This is a genomic window from Thermodesulfobacteriota bacterium, assembly GCA_039028315.1.
GTDB lineage: Bacteria > Desulfobacterota_D > UBA1144 > Nemesobacterales > UBA2774 > CR02bin9.
The window spans coordinates 1-16,780 of record JBCCIH010000021.1 but is presented as its reverse complement, the minus strand read 5'-3'; the positions used below and the strand labels follow the sequence as shown (position 1 = coordinate 16,780).

16 protein-coding genes and 2 tRNA genes are annotated in these 16,780 nt (G+C 40.7%); 9 read left to right on the top strand and 9 right to left on the bottom strand.

Going from position 1 to position 16,780, the window contains the following annotated elements; genetic code table 11:
• Window positions 1-274: 274 nt before the first annotated feature.
• Both pckA and AAF462_02660 read left to right on the top strand, forming a co-directional pair.
• Window positions 275-1,828, top strand: a complete 1,554-nt coding sequence (gene pckA, locus AAF462_02665; GenBank protein MEM7008013.1) for a phosphoenolpyruvate carboxykinase (ATP) — start codon at window positions 275-277, stop codon at window positions 1,826-1,828.
• Window positions 1,829-1,982: 154 nt separating this feature from the next.
• Window positions 1,983-2,534 (top strand): hydrolase, encoded by a 552-nt coding sequence (locus AAF462_02660; GenBank protein MEM7008012.1) that lies wholly within the window; start codon window positions 1,983-1,985, stop codon window positions 2,532-2,534.
• A gap of 39 nt (window positions 2,535-2,573) precedes the next feature.
• Here the strand turns inward: AAF462_02660 and AAF462_02655 are convergent.
• Both AAF462_02655 and AAF462_02650 read right to left on the bottom strand, forming a co-directional pair.
• A tRNA-Glu gene (locus AAF462_02655) sits at window positions 2,574-2,648 on the bottom strand.
• Window positions 2,649-2,658: 10 nt separating this feature from the next.
• Window positions 2,659-2,731 (bottom strand) — tRNA-Lys (locus AAF462_02650).
• Between the two features lie 116 nt (window positions 2,732-2,847).
• Between AAF462_02650 and AAF462_02645 the strand changes: the two genes are divergently transcribed.
• The 6 genes from AAF462_02645 (at window position 2,848) to AAF462_02620 (ending at window position 8,123) form a co-directional block, all read left to right on the top strand.
• On the top strand, window positions 2,848-4,005 hold the full coding sequence (locus AAF462_02645) for an MFS transporter (protein MEM7008011.1): 1,158 nt from the start codon (window positions 2,848-2,850) through the stop codon (window positions 4,003-4,005).
• A gap of 33 nt (window positions 4,006-4,038) precedes the next feature.
• Complete coding sequence (locus AAF462_02640) at window positions 4,039-4,812, top strand: tRNA (adenine-N1)-methyltransferase (GenBank protein MEM7008010.1); 774 nt, start codon at window positions 4,039-4,041, stop codon at window positions 4,810-4,812.
• A gap of 23 nt (window positions 4,813-4,835) precedes the next feature.
• Window positions 4,836-5,645, top strand: a complete 810-nt coding sequence (locus tag AAF462_02635) for a thermonuclease family protein (protein MEM7008009.1) — start codon at window positions 4,836-4,838, stop codon at window positions 5,643-5,645.
• The gene (gene rsmG / locus AAF462_02630) at window positions 5,642-6,292 is read left to right on the top strand and encodes a 16S rRNA (guanine(527)-N(7))-methyltransferase RsmG (GenBank protein ID MEM7008008.1); all 651 of its coding nucleotides are present in this window, start codon (window positions 5,642-5,644) and stop codon (window positions 6,290-6,292) included. The genes AAF462_02635 and rsmG overlap by 4 nt, the downstream gene beginning before the upstream one ends.
• Before the next feature lie 74 nt (window positions 6,293-6,366).
• Complete coding sequence (mtnP, locus tag AAF462_02625) at window positions 6,367-7,224, top strand: S-methyl-5'-thioadenosine phosphorylase (protein ID MEM7008007.1); 858 nt, start codon at window positions 6,367-6,369, stop codon at window positions 7,222-7,224.
• Window positions 7,221-8,123 carry a PfkB family carbohydrate kinase gene (locus AAF462_02620; protein ID MEM7008006.1) on the top strand — a complete coding sequence of 301 codons (903 nt, stop codon included), beginning with the start codon at window positions 7,221-7,223 and terminating at the stop codon, window positions 8,121-8,123. Before mtnP ends, AAF462_02620 begins: the two co-directional genes overlap by 4 nt.
• A 10-nt stretch (window positions 8,124-8,133) precedes the next feature.
• On the opposite strand, the gene AAF462_02615 is transcribed toward AAF462_02620, so the two are convergent.
• From AAF462_02615 to AAF462_02600, 4 genes are all read right to left on the bottom strand, one after another.
• A complete protein-coding gene (locus AAF462_02615; GenBank protein ID MEM7008005.1) occupies window positions 8,134-8,418 on the bottom strand; it encodes a DUF1844 domain-containing protein in 285 nt (94 codons plus the stop codon).
• A gap of 17 nt (window positions 8,419-8,435) precedes the next feature.
• Window positions 8,436-9,443, bottom strand: coding sequence for a DnaJ C-terminal domain-containing protein (locus AAF462_02610; protein MEM7008004.1), 1,008 nt, complete (start codon window positions 9,441-9,443; stop codon window positions 8,436-8,438).
• A gap of 133 nt (window positions 9,444-9,576) precedes the next feature.
• Window positions 9,577-10,638: an Mrp/NBP35 family ATP-binding protein gene (locus tag AAF462_02605; protein ID MEM7008003.1), complete on the bottom strand. Its 1,062-nt coding sequence runs from the start codon at window positions 10,636-10,638 to the stop codon at window positions 9,577-9,579.
• A gap of 17 nt (window positions 10,639-10,655) precedes the next feature.
• Entirely contained in the window at window positions 10,656-11,060 is a 405-nt protein-coding gene (locus AAF462_02600; GenBank protein ID MEM7008002.1) for an iron-sulfur cluster assembly protein, read from the bottom strand.
• 262 nt (window positions 11,061-11,322) lie between these two features.
• Between AAF462_02600 and AAF462_02595 the strand changes: the two genes are divergently transcribed.
• On the top strand, window positions 11,323-12,906 hold the full coding sequence (locus AAF462_02595) for an NADH-quinone oxidoreductase subunit M (protein MEM7008001.1): 1,584 nt from the start codon (window positions 11,323-11,325) through the stop codon (window positions 12,904-12,906).
• Here AAF462_02595 and AAF462_02590 read toward each other — a convergent pair.
• From AAF462_02590 to AAF462_02580, 3 genes are all read right to left on the bottom strand, one after another.
• Window positions 12,848-13,876 (bottom strand): MoxR family ATPase, encoded by a 1,029-nt coding sequence (locus AAF462_02590; protein MEM7008000.1) that lies wholly within the window; start codon window positions 13,874-13,876, stop codon window positions 12,848-12,850. The genes AAF462_02595 and AAF462_02590 overlap by 59 nt on opposite strands.
• On the bottom strand, window positions 13,869-15,473 hold the full coding sequence (locus AAF462_02585; protein ID MEM7007999.1) for a tetratricopeptide repeat protein: 1,605 nt from the start codon (window positions 15,471-15,473) through the stop codon (window positions 13,869-13,871). Before AAF462_02585 ends, AAF462_02590 begins: the two co-directional genes overlap by 8 nt.
• A partial coding sequence (locus tag AAF462_02580) for a DUF4175 family protein (protein ID MEM7007998.1) occupies window positions 15,470-16,780 on the bottom strand: 1,311 nt, incomplete at its 5' end. The genes AAF462_02585 and AAF462_02580, both read right to left, overlap by 4 nt.

Here is a 16,780-nt window from a genome sequence, read left to right as displayed (position 1 = left end):
CGTCAGGTCAAATGGATCCAAGTATGCATACTATATCAAAAGGCCTACAATTATTAAAAATTACATGCGAATCGGCTCTAATATTATATATCTTAATGACTATATATAAGATATATATTCAAATCGATCATTTAGCCATTTAGTTGTCTGTGGTATGCATATTAATACAGATATATTCTTGCCAAAGTGCCTATCCTTGTATACTATTAACTCCCTTTCTAGACAAGTTTCTATTAGGTCAGAGTATTTTATGAATAATGGAGGAATTTAGGAAGTGCAAACATTAACTGATAAGGATCTAGCAGAGCAGCACGGGATAAAAAACCCAGGAAAGATTTACTATAATCTTCCGATTCCAAGTTTATATGAAGAAGTAATAAGAAGAGATGAAGGACTAATTGCCGAAGGCGGCACATTGGTTGCTTATACCGGCACCCATACCGGACGCTCCCCGGCAGACAGATTTATAGTTCAAGAGCCAGGGACTGAAAATGATATTGCCTGGGGCCCTATTAATAAGCCGATTTCAGCTGAACACTTCGACAAACTACATAAAAAAATACTTGAATACTATGAAGGTAAGGACTTATTTGTAAGAGACCTTCAAATTGGCGCACATCCGGACTATAAGAAAAACGTTAGAATAATAAATGAATATGCTTGGCATAATGTATTCGTAAATAATCTTTTTATTAGACCCAATGATCAAGAGCTTCCGCATGAATCTGTTGGCTTTACAGTATTAAGCGCACCGGGATTAAAAGCCGATCCTAACACTGACGGTACTCGCTCTGAGACATTTATCATATTAAATTTTGAAAAGAAAATGGCAATAATAGGTGGGACTGAATACGCGGGGGAAATGAAAAAATCTGCATTCTCCGCTCTTAACTTCCTGCTTCCAAAACAGGGTGTATTCCCGATGCACTGCTCGGCAAATGTTGGTAAAGATGGCGATGTAGCCCTATTTTTTGGGCTCTCTGGAACAGGAAAGACTACTCTTTCTGCAGACCCTGAAAGGGCGCTTATAGGAGACGACGAACACGGCTGGTTTGATGACGGAGTCTTTAATTTTGAGGGTGGCTGTTACGCCAAGGCTATTAAGCTAAGCGCTAAAACAGAGCCTGAAATTTATGATGCTTCTCTAAGGTTCGGATCAGTCCTCGAAAATGTAAAAATTGATTCTGAAACTAAAAAAATAGACTTTGACAGCGCTGAGCATACTGAGAACACAAGGGTGGCATATCAAATTGATTCATTATCAAATATAGTTCCAGAGGGTGTTGGCGGAGTTCCAAAAACTATATTCATGCTTACTTACGATGCTTTCGGAGTGCTGCCTCCGATTTCTAAACTTACACCTGAGCAGGCAATGTTTTACTTTACTCTAGGCTACACAGCAAAAGTTGCAGGAACTGAAAGAGGAGTAAGCGAGCCGCAGGCTACATTTAGCTCTTGTTTCGGCGCACCTTTTCTTCCAAGACCTCCGCTTTTTTATGCTGCAATGCTAAAAGAAAAATTAGAAAAGAGCGGTGCAACTGTGTGGCTACTTAACACAGGAATCACCGGAGGCCCTTATGGGGTTGGCGAAAGGATGCCTCTTCCACAAACAAGGGCTCTTGTAACAGCAGCAGTAGATGGAACTCTTGAAAAAGGATCATTTAATGAAGTAGAAATTTTTGGGCTTCAGGTTCCAACAGCTTGTCCTGACGTGGATGATAAGCTTCTAGAGCCTAAAAAGAGCTGGGATGATCAGGCTGAATACGATAAGAAAGCCAAAGAATTAGCCCAAAGATTTGAAGAAGAGTTTTCCAAACATAAAGATTAATTACCTTAAAATTATAAATGAGGCAGTGTTAGACGCTGCCTCATCTTTCCACTCTTTACTTTAAGCACTATCTTTTATATATTCCCTTTATAGATTGTCAGACTATTTTCTTAAATTTCTGTAAATCGTGATTTTAGCAACAAAGGAGATCAATATGAATTTCATAAATAGAGATGACACTTCATTCGTAGTGGTTGATGTTCAGGAAAGACTTATGGGCGCAATGCCAGAGGATATTACTGAAACTAATCTTAAGAATATGAAAATTCTTTTAGAGGCTGCAAAGGTGCTAGACATTCCAGTAACTGTTACAGAGCAGTATCCAAAAGGTTTGGGCCCTACTATAGAGGAGATAAAAGAATCAGTAGATGGTTTTTCCCCGGTTGAGAAAGTTGTGTTCAGCTGCGCCAGGTCTCCCGAGTTCGAATCGGCCATAAAAGATATCGATAGGGGCTCAGTGCTGCTTTGCGGAGTAGAGACCCATGTGTGTGTTCTTCAGACAGCAATAGATATGGTTAATAAAGGATACAATGTTTATGTCCCGGCAGACGCAGTTATTTCCAGAAGAGAGCTCGATTGGGAAAAAGGTATTAACCTAATTGAGAAATCAGGAGCTGTTGTTGGAACTACAGAAGCTTTTTTGTTCCAATTGCTCGAAACTGCCGGTACAGACGAATTTAAGCAGATATCAAAGCTCGTTCGATAAGCTGGATAATTCAGTAAATTTGCTGTTTTGAGTTATATGCGTCCCCAAGGGGATTTGAACCCCTGTTTTCGGCGTGAAAGGCCGATGTCCTGGGCCAGGCTAGACGATGGGGACTGGCAAAGAATGAGCCGTGCAGGATTCGAACCTGCGGCCCACTGCTTAAAAGGCAGTTGCTCTACCTACTGAGCTAACGGCTCATTAATAAGGTCAGAAAATATATCACGTCATTATACATTGTCAAAGTCTCTAGGTATTATTTCTATTCTTTAATTATAGCTTATCCTAAGCTCAATTTTTATATAGTCAAAATATTATGTCATCCCACTTTACATCTTCGCAATTCAAAAATTTTACGCTAGCCACCGCAGCTAACTTCTTTTTCTTTTGTAATTTCTCAGCGTTTTTTTTACTGCCTATTCATATTAAGGAATTGGGTGGTGATGAGGCTAACATCGGCTTTATTATGGGCTCTTTTGGTATTACATCACTAGGTGCAATACCTTTTGTGGCCTATCTGGTTGATAAGTACGGAAGAAGACGCTTTATGCTATTAGGCTATGGGATTATGGCAGTAGCTTCGCTTGGCTATATCTTCATAGACCATCTATCTCCACTTTTTTATTTGCTCCGTTTTGTGCAGGGTGTATCTTTTGCATTTGCATTCACATCTGCCGGAACCTTCGTCTCGGACTACATACCACCTGAGCGAAGGGCTGAAGGTCTTGGAATTTTCAGCGCTTTCACTATAGCGTCTTATGCGATTGGTCCCTCACTAGGAGAACTTATAATTGAACTCTCAAGCTTTTATTGGTTTTTCATATACGCAGCAGTTTTTAGCCTTATCGCATTTGCACTTACTCTGTTTACCAAAGACGGCGAATTCCACCGTTCAAAAGATCCATACGGGATGGGTTTTTTCCGCCTGATCGCATCTAAAAGATATTCAATCATTTTGATCTCCAATTTAATTCTCGCTGGTGGGCTTGGGGCTATATTAAACTTTGTCGCAACCTTTCTAAGATCAAAAGGGCTTGCGGCTTTTTATTTCTTTTTAACCTACACAATTGCAGTAACTGCAGTCAGGATTTTTGGCGGCCGGATTTCAGATAAGCTGGGCAGAAAAGTTATCGCTTCACCTTGCCTACTTGCGGTTTCAGTCTCTCTTGCGGCTATGTATTTTGTGGACAATGCCCTTGAGGCTATTCTGATATCTCTATTCTTCAGTATTGGCTACGGATTTTTATATCCAACACTAAGCGCATTGGTAATAGACAAAGCAGGCTCTGATGAAAGAGGAAAAGCGATGGGAGCCTTTAACGCATCATACAGCATGGGTATTAATTTCTTAGCATTTCCTCTTGGACTTGTTGCAAGAGATTTTGGTTATGAGGTTATGTACTTTGCCACGGGGTGCATGGTATTTTTAGGTTTTATACTATTTACATTCTTTGAGCCAACAAAGGAATCTTGAAAACAATAGTAATATGAATTAATCTAGCGGACGATGATTATTAAAGAAGGCGATCACGTACTTTTAATTTCTCCTGATAACAAAACCTTTCTAGTAGTGATTTCAGAGGACAAAAAGATGGGTACTCACAAGGGTGAGCTTACGCTCGCACACGCCATTGGAAAATCATACGGCGAGAGGATTTATTCAAACTTAGACCATCCATTTCTTCTATTGGACCCCACCTTGGAAGACAAAATGATGAAGGTTAAAAGGCACACGCAAATCATCTACCCCAAAGATGCAGCATACATGATTCTAAAATCGGGTATTGAGTCCGGAATGAGGGTGATCGAATGCGGCACAGGTTCGGGCTCTCTAACTATGGCGCTTGCAAATGCGGTTGCACCAGGTGGAATGGTATATACGTACGAAGGAAGAGAAAAGCACTTAGAGAATGCCAAGATGAATATCGAGAACTTTGGCTACTCGGATTATGTTGAATTTAAATTAAAAGATGCCAGGGATGGTTTTGATCAGCAAGATGTAGATGTTGTGATATTAGATCTTCCCTCTCCATGGGATGGTATAGAGTCTGCCGCAAAGGCGCTTAGGGGCGGAGGCCGCATAGCAAGTCTGTCGCCAACTTATAATCAGGTCGAAACTTGTGTGCAGCACCTCGAAGAGCATGGATTTGTGTATATTGAAACTCTAGAACTATTGCTCAGATATATGCAGGTAAGCTCAGGTAAGACCCGCCCGGTAGATAGAATGGTAAGTCATACAGGATTTCTAACCTTTGCAAGAAAAGTTCTAGCTAATGATTAATTCTTATCATATAAAGTTATCTTATGAACACAAGACGAAGAAAAACTCTTTATTTACTATTTGTTATCTTTATTTTTGTAGCCTATTACATTTTTCAACAAGCAGATAAAACTCCTGATTCCGCTGAATATAGAGTTATAGAAGTACTTGATGGTGATACAGTTGTAATTGATGATCCAAAAAGATCGCGCGTAAGATATTTAGGAATAGACACCCCGGAAATAGCCCTTGAAGACTCGCCTGGAGAGCCTATGGCTAAAGAGGCTTGGGATTATAATTCTAAACTAGTTGAGGGTCAGAGTGTGAAGCTTGAGTTTGATGAGAAACAATATGACCCGTATGGAAGAATTCTAGCGCATGTCTACGTTGACGGACTATTAGTGAATGAGGAGCTACTAAAACAGGGCTTTGCCACTGTTCTTATTATAGAACCTAACGATATGTATTCTGATAAAATTTATGATGCAGTGAATTTGGCCAAAAGTCAGAAAAAGGGTTTATGGGGAAATCTCCAAGGTTTGCAGCCTCCTAAGGGATATCATCGTTTTAAGGTAGAACCTGATGATGCGAGGCAATTTACAGGAGAAAATATAGTTGTGTCAGGCGAAATAGTGGGCGCTCGTAAATCTCCAAATGTTATTGTCCTAAATATGGAAGACACCCTAAATATAGTAATTTTCCCGCAGGATTGGGATAATTTCTCACACTTTGATATAACGCCTGAAGATCATTATTTGGGAAAGAGTGTAGAGGTAATAGGAAGAGTAAAAATGCACAGAGGAAAGCCTAGTATCAATGTTAATCATCCAATGCTTTTAAGGAGCACCGATTGAGTCTAAATGAACTATTGATCCAAGGGGCTTGTGAGCTTGGGGTAGATCTTAAAGATGAGCAAGTCGAGCTTTTTATGAAGTATTTGGACAATTTAAAAAAGTGGAATAAGAACATAAACCTTACAGCTATAAAAGATGATGAAGGAGTAATTATCAATCATTTTCTAGATTCTATCTCTGCTTCATCCTACATCGAGGATAGTAAGAGTTTGCTTGATATAGGCACTGGGGCTGGGTTTCCGGGTCTTGTGCTTAAAATAATACATCCAACAATTAATGCCACGCTCCTAGATTCTGCAAATAAAAAAGTCTCGTTTCTAAACGATACAATTAGGAAACTTGGATTAGAAGATGTAAGAGCCATGTGGGGTAGGGCGGAAGATCCGGATAATGATATTTTGCGAGGTGATTTTGATTATGTCATTACCCGAGCCGTTGGCAGTGTCTTAGATACTTTGGCCTTAAGCTCTGCTTATGTATCAAAGAATGGAGTAATAATCCTTATGAGAGGAAAAAGAGGGCCTTATGAATGGAGCAGTGAGAGTGACGAAATTAAAGATAAATTTAATCTAATGGAATTAAAAGAATTCAATCTTCCAGGTACTGATATTGAGAGGATTCTAATTATATTAAGTCCCAAAGAGTAGTTTGTTTATCAATTTCTTGACCATAAATAGTTTGAATGTTAGTTTAAGTGCGCTTAACGAACACAGAGGTGCTTATGAAAATTGTAGGAATAATTGGCGGCAGCGGTCTTTACAACATAGAAGGGCTTACAGATGTTGAATCTGTGGCTGTTGATACCCCTTTTGGTAATCCTTCAGATGAGCTTGTGGTCGGCAATCTAGGTGATACTAAACTAGTTTTTCTTCCTAGGCACGGAAGAGGCCATAAAATTATGCCAACCGAGATAAATTTCAGGGCAAATATTTATGCAATGAAACAAATGGGTGTAAAGTGGATTATATCAGTGAGCGCTGTTGGAAGCATGAAAGAGCATATAGCGCCTGGTCAGGTGGTTATTCCATTACAGTTTTATGACCACACAAAAACTAGAGCCTCCACATTTTTTGGAGACGGTATTGTGGCCCACGTTTCTATGGCGGATCCTGTATGTCAGGGATTATCAGAAGATCTATACAAAGCCGCGCTGGCTGAGGGTGCAAATGTCCACATGGGCGGCACATATTTGTGTATGGAAGGCCCGCAGTTCTCTTCTCGTGCTGAAAGCAACATTTACAGAAGCTGGGGAGTTGATGTGATCGGTATGACCAATGCCACAGAGGCAAAATTGGCAAGGGAAGCTGAGATATGCTATGCAAGTTTATCTATGGCAACAGATTATGACTGCTGGCACGAAGATCACGATGACGTGACAGTCGAAGATTTGATAGCAACTCTTAATAGCAATGTACAGCTTGCCAGAGATATTATTAAAAAAGTGGTGCCTACTATTAAAGAAGAAACGCAATGTCCATGTAGTAATGCGCTTCAAAATGCAATAATTACTGCAACAGATGCTATATCACAAGAGGCAAAGGAGCGCCTCGGAATAATAATAGAGAGGTATGTAAAATGAAATTACTAGTTGTTGGATCTATGGCGCTTGATAGTATTGAAACACCTTTTGGAAAAGAAGATAACATCTTAGGAGGCTCTGCCTCATATTTCTCCTTGGCCGCAAGCATGTTTACAGATGTAGGAATAGTTGCGGTTGTTGGTCAAGATTTTCCACAGGGCCACTTAGAGCTTTTTAGAGAGAAAAATATAAACCTTGATGGCGTTATGAGAGAAGATGGGGAGACTTTTAAATGGGAAGGTAAGTACGGCTATGATCTTGGCGATCCCGAGACCCTAGGAACGTACTTAAACGTTTTCGAGAACTTTAACCCGGTCATTCCTGAGAGTTATAGCAATGTGGACTATGTGTTCCTTGCAAACATAGATCCGGTTTTACAGCTAAGTGTTTTAAATCAAGTAAAAGAGCCAAAGCTTGTGGCATGTGACACTATGAACTTTTGGATTGACAACAAGCCAGAAGAGCTTAAAGAAGTGCTAAAACATGTGGATATCCTTTTAATAAACGATTCAGAAACTAGAGCTCTAGCAGGGGAGCCGAGAATTACTACTGCTGCAAGGGCAGTGCTTGATATGGGTCCCAAAATACTTATCGTCAAAAGAGGCGAATACGGGGCATTAATGTTCGCTGAGGATGACATTTTCTGGGCTCCAAGCTTTCCGCTTGAAGAGGTGATTGACCCAACTGGGGCCGGGGATACTTTTGCAGGCGGTTTTATGGGTTACATCGCAGGCAATGATATAACTGATCCGGCTGGGTTTAAAACTGCAGTCGTAAACGGCAGTGTTGTAGCATCTTTTACAGTTGAGAACTTTAGTGTAAGAAGGCTCTCTGATCTAACAAAACAGGAGCTTAGTTCAAGATTCGCTGAGTTTTTAAAATTATCAAAAGTCGATTAAATCAGTTGTTTTAGTCAGCCTTTGAATGCTGAACATACTTCAATCTTAGATTATAGAGAATATCTTTTAGAAGCTTTTGCTCATTTTCATCTAGATTCCCTACAGTTTTATCCTCAAGGATCTCAAGAATTTCGATTGTATGCTTAGCAGCCGGTAGATTTACGCTTATCTCCTTAAGCTGTGGGTCATGAATCTCTCCTAAGTGTATTAATGAAGATGCATTTAAAGAAAGTATAAAGGTTGAGAAATCCATTTTAAGACCGCCGGGGTCTTGTGGTGTCTGTTCTTCGCTCATCTCTATTGCCTCCTAATTTATTTCATATACTTACTGAATTTGTCCCTGGGATCATAAGGGCTTTCTTCACCCAGTTTCTCATAAAGCTCTTTATCGCTCTTAGTTATATTATCAGGCATAACGATCTTAACCTCAACATACTGATCGCCTCTCTTCTTAGATTTTAAGTTCTGGGCACCTTTTCCCTTTAGTCTTAACTTTGTCCCGTTTTGAACCCCAGCCGGTATTGAAACCTGTGCCGTTCCATCTATTGTGGGCACGTCTACCTGTTTGCCCAAAGCTGCCTCGTATACTGTTATAGGCAACTCAAGATATATATCGTCTTGGGTACGTTTAAAAATAGGATGCGGCTGTACTTTTATCTTTAGATACAAGTCGCCCTGATCCCCTCTGGCGCCAGATTCTCCTTTTCCCTGAACCCGTATCTTTGAGCCTGTAGAAACTCCTGCTGGAATTTTTACTGAAAGTTTTTCGGTGCTAACATCATTTAGTCTTTGCCTGTTAATTGTAATGTCTCTTACCCCGCCTTTGATTGCGGTATCAAAATCTATCTCAATCTGATATTCCAGATCCTTGCCGCGAGCTGGTTCTTGGCGTGCTCCCTGGCCAAAAATATCTCTGAACGAATCTCCGCCACCTCTTCTTCCACCGCCTCTTCTGGAGCGTGGCTGCCCGCCAAATCCGAAAATGTCCTTGAAAATATCTTCAAATCCCGGGAAATCCTGAGCGCTGTATGTATATTGATAACTCCCTCCGCTCGGATCTCCAGGCCTTCTCCATGTTGTCTGCCCACCGGGGCTAAACTCAGCGCTTCCAAACATGTCGTATGTTTTTCTCTTCTCATCATCGGAAAGCACTTCATGCGCTTCCTGAACTTCCTTAAACTTCTCCTCAGCTTCTTTGTTATCGGGATTATGATCTGGATGGTACTTTCTCGCAAGATTGCGATAAGCCTTTTTTATTTCATCTTTGTTAGCGCCTTTATTTACGCCTAAAATTTTATAATAGTCTTTTACTGAAGCCATTATCTCTTATCTAATATGTTCGTATTATATTTTTTCGCTTAGAGCCGCAAAATCTATTATATATTAATAAGATATTCATTACTGCAAAAGGTTCAATGTTTCGAGTAAGATATACCAACTAGAATGATATGAGCTAACTCTTTTCTATGGTATCAAGGATGTTCTCAGCGATCTTATTAAATGCTTTGGCCGCCACGCTATCTGGGCTTGATTCAACTATAGGAACACCGCTGTCCCCGCCTATTCTTATATTAGGATCAATCGGTATCTCACCAAGGAAAGGCACCCCAAACTGCTCAGCCATTTTTTTACCGCCGCCTCTGCCGAAAATGTCGATCGGCTCAGCGCTTCCGGGCTGCTCAAGGTAGCTCATGTTCTCAACAATTCCCAAAATAGGCACATTTAGCTTTCTAAACATTTGAACGCCGCGTTTAACATCTATAAGTGCAACGTCTTGGGGGGTCGTAACTATGAGCCCTCCGCTTAGAGGAGCCGTTTGCACTAGTGATAACTGCGCATCCCCTGTGCCTGGTGGAAGGTCAATGACTAAGTGATCGGTGTCATCCCAAATAACATCTTCAATAAACTGTTTAATCGCGCCGTGCACCATAGGGCCTCGCCAGATAACTGTCTCATCTTCATTTACCAAAAATCCGATTGACATGAGCTTTAGCCCAAATTTATTAAGAGGAATAATTTTATTGTCTTCTGTTGCTTTTGGTCTATCTTTTACTCCGAGCATTGTCGGTACGCTTGGGCCCCATATATCAGCATCCATAAGCCCCACTTTGTCTCTCATTTTAGCCATAGCAACTGCAATGTTTACTGCGACTGTGGATTTCCCCACGCCGCCCTTACCACTGGCGACTGCTATGTAGTATTTTATATCAGGAAGATTGACGGATTTTTCAGCCTGTTGCTGTGCCCCTCCCGAAGGCGGCGCTTTTGGCGGACGGGCTGAGATCTGTATATCTACATCAGATACGCCCGGAGTCTCAAGCACTGCTGCTCTTACAGATTCTCCAATCTCCGATGCCAGCTTGTCATCAGGCTTTGGAAGCACTAGTGAAACGTTTACTTTTGCTCCGTCTATTTGTACATCTTTAACCAATCCAAATGATACAATATCTCTTGTAAACCCAGGGTATTTAACCGTTTGAAGGGACTGTTTTATTCTCTCAGGACTAAGCGACATGTTTTTAGAGGATCTCCTTATTCCATTCCAAGTTTGTTTTTTGCTTCATCTGACATCATATCTGGGTTCCATGGCGGATCCCATACGACTTCGACAAGTACGTTGTTAGCACCGGCACCTCTGATTGCTTCCTCTGCTTGGCCTGCTATCATAGCTCCCATTCCGCAGCCAGGTGTTGTTAGTGTCATTTTAAGATTCACGTTGTTGCCTGAGGAAATTGCTACGTCATAAATAAGACCTAGATCCACTATGCTGACAGGGATCTCGGGGTCGTATACCGTTTTTAGAGCGTCGTATACAATCTCTTCTGTGAGCTCAACGTTTGTTTCAGGTTTTTCTGATTTATCAAACTTTTTAAAGCTTACGCCCTTATTAGAAGATTCTTCTGGCGCGTCAGGTTTTATAGTAATTATTTTCTTCATTCCCATGCTGAAAACCTCCCGAATTTCTTGCTCTATAAAAGAGCTATTTGATAACTAACAGTCTACCATTGTTTGGGTATTTGCGTTAGTAAACCCTCATTGAATTCAAGGGAGCATTAGTATATCTGGGCAGGGTTTAAGATCAAATTAGTGTCAAAACTACACAACTGCTTTAAATGCCTTGAAACATCCTGCTGCTATAGTATATTTACAGCCCATAAATTCTTGCTGTAATTCTGGTTATTAAGGAACTAATTTTCAAATGGAATCGCTTCTAAGCGGCAACCTCTCACTAATAATATTTTTCCCATTAATCGGGATTCCTATTCTGATTTTTCTGTCCTATATTTATGAGAATTCTGAAGGGCCTTTAAAAATAGGCGCACTAGTTGTAACACTGGTTGAATTTATCATATCAATACCACTATTCACCAACTTTGAGGCCGGCTCATCGGCTATGCAGTTTGTGCAGCGTATACCTTGGATCGAGAGCCTGGGTATTAGCTATTTTGTAGGGCTTGATGGAATCAGCCTGTTTTTAGTTCTTCTGACTACTTTCATTATGCCGATTACCCTTTTGGCCTCATGGCACTCAATCCACAAAGGCATGCGATCATTTCTTATAATGATGCTTGCTTTAGAAACAGCTCTTATCGGAACCTTTGTAGCTCTTGATATGATCCTGTTTTTTATTTTCTGGGAAGCCGTTCTTATTCCAATGTATTTCATAATTGGTATCTGGGGCACCGAGAGAAGGATCTACGCAGCGATAAAGTTCTTCATATATACAGCATTCGGAAGCGCTCTGATGTTAATCGCAATTTTGTACATGTTCTATATGCATATCGAGCAGTTTGGATTTGCGTCTATGGATGTGATGGATTTTTACAGATTAAAAATTCCGTTTGACGGCATACTTAGCCCTCAGGGTTTAGCTTTTCTAGCGTTCTTTTTGGCATTTGCAATTAAAGTTCCTATGTTCCCATTTCACACATGGCTTCCCGATGCGCACGTTGAAGCACCTACAGCGGGTAGTGTGATTCTTGCAGGAGTTCTTTTGAAAATGGGCACCTATGGATTTCTAAGATTTCTGATGCCGTTTTTCCCGGATGCTTTCGTGGAGTATCTGCCAATTCTAATTGCAATTGCTATTATCGGAGTTATATACGGCGCTATGGTGGCGTTCGCTCAAAAGGATCTTAAAAAACTGGTGGCCTATTCAAGTGTAAGCCATCTTGGATTGGTTATGCTCGGTATTTTTGTTCTAAATATCCAAGGTGTTCAGGGCGGCATTTATCAAATGATAAACCACGGTATTTCTACCGGCGCACTATTTATCTTGGTCGGCATGGTGTATGACAGAAGACATACTAAGAAAATTGCAGAGTTTGGCGGCATAGCAAAGGTGATGCCTATCTTTGCAGCTTTCTTTATGCTGGCAACCCTCTCGTCCATAGGACTTCCGCTCTTAAACGGTTTTGTTGGCGAGTTCTTAATCCTACTAGGAGCCTTTGAATTTAACTGGGTCTATGCGGCTCTTGGCGCGACAGGAATTATACTAGGCGCAATCTACATGCTTTGGGCCTATCAAAGAGTTTTCTTTGGTCCTTTAAACAATGCAGCAAATAAAGTGCTTAAAGACATAAACCTAAGAGAGATAGTGGTCGTGCTGCCTCTAGCCATTATGATGTTTGTTATGGGTATTTATCCAAGACCGTTTCTAGAGAAAATCGAGCCATCAGTTGAGGCTCTACTAAATACTAAGTTCGCTCACGTTGTAGAGAGTTCTAAGCCTGGATCCGATCAGAACTCTGATGAGGAATTCCGCTTAGTATTTCCTGAATAATTTCCTCTGGTTTAATACCTTCTGCTTCAGCCCTAAAATTAAGTACAATCCTATGTTTAAGTACTGAAGGTGCAATTGCTACTACATCGTCTATGGTGGGTGTATACCTGCCGTTTAGCACAGCTCTTGCTTTGCTTCCGAAGATAAGATATTGAGAGGCTCTTGGCCCCACTCCCCATGCAAGACCGTTTTTTACAGATTCAGGCGTGTTCGGATCACCCGGCCTGGTAGCTCTTGCTACCTTAACAGCATATTCAGCTACATGGTCTGATACCGGGACCCTATGAACAAGATTCTGAAATTCAGTAATTTTAGCTGAGTCCAAGATTTTTCTAAGCTCAGGTGTATAGGTGCCGGTTGTGGTTTTAACAATCTCAAGCTCTTCATCGTAGGATGGGTAGCTTACGTCTATCTGAAACATAAATCTGTCCAGCTCCGCCTCAGGGAGGGGATATGTTCCCTCTTGCTCAATTGGGTTTTGGGTAGCAAACACCAAAAACGGAGGCGCGATCATATAAGTTTCCCCGCCAACTGTTACTTTTTTCTCTTGCATTGCCTGAAGCAGCGCTGCCTGGGTTTTTGGAGAAGCCCTATTTATTTCATCAGCTAAAAGGATGTTGCAAAAAATAGGACCATGGATAAATCTAAAGAATCTTTTGTCCGATGCCTCATCTTTTTCAAGTACCTCAGAGCCGGTTATGTCAGATGGCATTAGATCTGGCGTAAATTGAACTCTATTAAACTTTAGGCTCAACACATCTGAAAGAGTGCTTACTAAGAGGGTCTTAGCCAGACCTGGAACGCCTACAAATAGTGAATGGCCAGAGGACATTAGCGAAATCAATAGAAGCTCTATAACGTTTTCTTGCCCTACTATTACTTTTCCAATTTCTGATACTATTTCTTTCTTTATGCTTGAAAGCTCTTGTACTTTCTCTGTATCTTGAGAACTGCTTTGATTACTATCCATTTTCTATTTCCTCACCAAGTAATAATTTTAGATGTTCTTGTGCTCTATTCTTATAATCTTGCTTGCCTAACTTTTCATACAAATCAATCAAAAACAGATGAACTTTTGGATTGTATGGATTTATATAGGCCGCAGTCAAGAATTTTTCCTGTGCTTTGTTTAGATTCCCTTCATCTAAGTATATCTTTCCTAGTATCATGTGCATATCAAGATGATTTGGATAAAGATCTAATATAGGGAATAAGATATCTCGTGCCTCCTTACTCTTTCCCATATCGTTTAGAGTAGATGCAAGCCTGCTGGATATAACTGGAGATTTGGGATCAAGAGAAAGGGCCTTCTCATACTCGTAGCTGGCAGGATTGAGTCTGCCCCTTTGTTTTAGCAAGTCTCCGAGTCTAGTGTAATCCCTTGCCTGTTTGTCATCGATATCAACCAAGTCCTCACTACCGTCTGAAGAACCTTTTTCAGTATTTTTAAGTTTTGCACCTTTGACTTTTACTCCCGGTATTCTCTCACCCAAGTTTTTGGACCGGAGCTCTTTCTCCCATGAAGCATAGAAACTAGCAAACTCTAATCCTGTAACTTCTTCTATCGATTGTTCATAGTCGTCTGTTTCTTTCATTGACTTAATTAATTCTACAAGGGCCTCCTTACCCCAATTCTCAACAAGGTAGTCAACCATGGTTCCTGTTTGAGCAAAGGCGAGCTGAGCCTGGCGGGCAGTATCAAGCTTAGCTAGAGAGGGATGCATTTTTTCAATCGGCACAAGCTTGTTCTCATCTAGAGCTTCAGAAAGTATAGTCTCATAGAATGGGCTTATTACATTTGTCTCCTTTTCTCTCCAGCGTTTCTCGTGATATTTAGCAATTCCCTCATGGAGCCAAACCGGAACAGTGTTATCACTTTTTAAGAAAATTAGGTAGTGAACGTATTCATGAGCTAATGTGTCTGCCCAAGTATAGCCTTTAGGCAATAGTCTGGGCGATAAAATCATAAGCCTGTTAAATTTGCATATGCCGACCACGCCAGTTCTTTCTACATTTCTGGCCGGAAGAGTAGAGGCAAGGGTGAAGCTTTTCATATCAGGATAGATCTCGACGATTACAGGATCTTGCGGATAAGTGTCTAGATCAAGCCCTATTTCATATCTTGATTTTTCAAGTACCTCTTTAGCATAATCTGCAAGAATAATATCTTTGGGATTTGCGTAGCGGATTATAAAGTTTTCGGATTTTATCTCTTTGAAATCAGGAGCGTTTTGAGATGCGGTGGATATAAAATTAATAAAGTCACGCTCATCAATCTCTTGGTTCTCTTTGGCTTTGTCAGCATATTTCTTTGCGGAATCGTAGTCGCCAGCGTAAAAATCAAGAAGGGCTTTTAGATAATAACTTCGGTAGATTTCCTCTTGACTGCTGGCTAGTTCAAGTGCCAAGTCTACAGACTCTGATGCTTGTCTGATTTGCCATATCTTAATATCATTCTCAGCTATTTCGAACAGCTCATCAACTTCGATTGCATAAGCTGAGAAGCTGAAAAAAATCAAAGTTAATAGCCCGAATAAAGGTCTCTGTATTTTAGATTTAGTAATCATTTAATTATCCTATCGTAATACTTTTTGTTCAGTTCAATATATCCTTCGGGTGATCCGCCTTTCATAGCATCTAAAATTCTTTTTTTGTATTCTTTTCCTATATCTTCAGTGGCTTGCGGTATCTCTACATATCTGGTATCCGCGCCCTGAGTACCACCTGACTGCATTTGTCTGCCAAGCATCATGGGAGCCGACATTCCTTTCCCGCTTGCGCTCATCTGCATTTGTTTCATCATTTCCTGAGCCTGCTCCTTGGCAGATCTTAGAGCTTTTAATGCTTCATCTTCATTAGATATTGCCTTGGAGATCAGCTCATCACGCAGATCCTGAGATGCATTGCCCATAAATCTTTTTGCCTGATCAAGATTCTGATTCATACCGGGCGGTAGGAACAGCCCACTTTGCTCAGATGACAGCTCTTTGATTAAATCAGATGTCTTTTCTTCAATCCCGTCTTGTCTAAGCGCCATTTCACCAAACTGACCACCAGTTTTTCCAGAATTTTCCAGAAGTTCATTAAGATCGTTTCTTATCTCTTCCGCCAGTTTATTAGAAGAGGATAGCTCTGTTGTAGCCTTACCAAAGTTTGCGAAATTTTGACTTGCCATTTCTTTTAGCCCCTTGGTACTTTCTTCAATACTCTTGGCACTCTTTAGGGCTGGTCTTAGGTCCATTGCCTCAAGCCAGTTCTGAAGCTGCTGTGAGCGGTCAAGCATTCTGTCTATTAAATGCGCATTTTGTGAATTCTTCGGATCATCTACTATTTTTGCTTTCGCCTGCTCTAACTCATTAGACATTTGCTTTGTTTTTTTGATTTGCTCATCAACAAATTTTCTAAGGTTGCTTGTGTTAGAATCCGGATTGTTCAAAAGAGATTCTTTTAATTTACCAGTATCATCTCTAAGCTCAGATTCCTCTTTCTCAATTTCTTCGATACGAGATATTAACTCATTTAGTTCAGATGCCCCCTGGTTCATCATAGATGAAGCAAATGACTGCATACCGTTTTCTAATGATGCCATCATATTTTGGATGCTCTGCGACATATTAGCTAGCATCTCGAGCGCTTCTTGTATTTTTCCTTCTTGTGCAAGTTTGGAAATTTGATCCAATTGACTCTGCATGTTCATGGCCTCAAATGCATCTTGGTTTAAGAACCCTTCCTGTATATCTCCGCCAAGATCAGCCATCTTTTCTGCCAGTTCAGACATGAGATCTTTTATTTGGTCTAGCTTTTCCTCAATCTCCTGATTTAGCGCCTGATTGTCCGCATTCTTTAAAAGCTCTGCTAGCTCACTATATTCGCT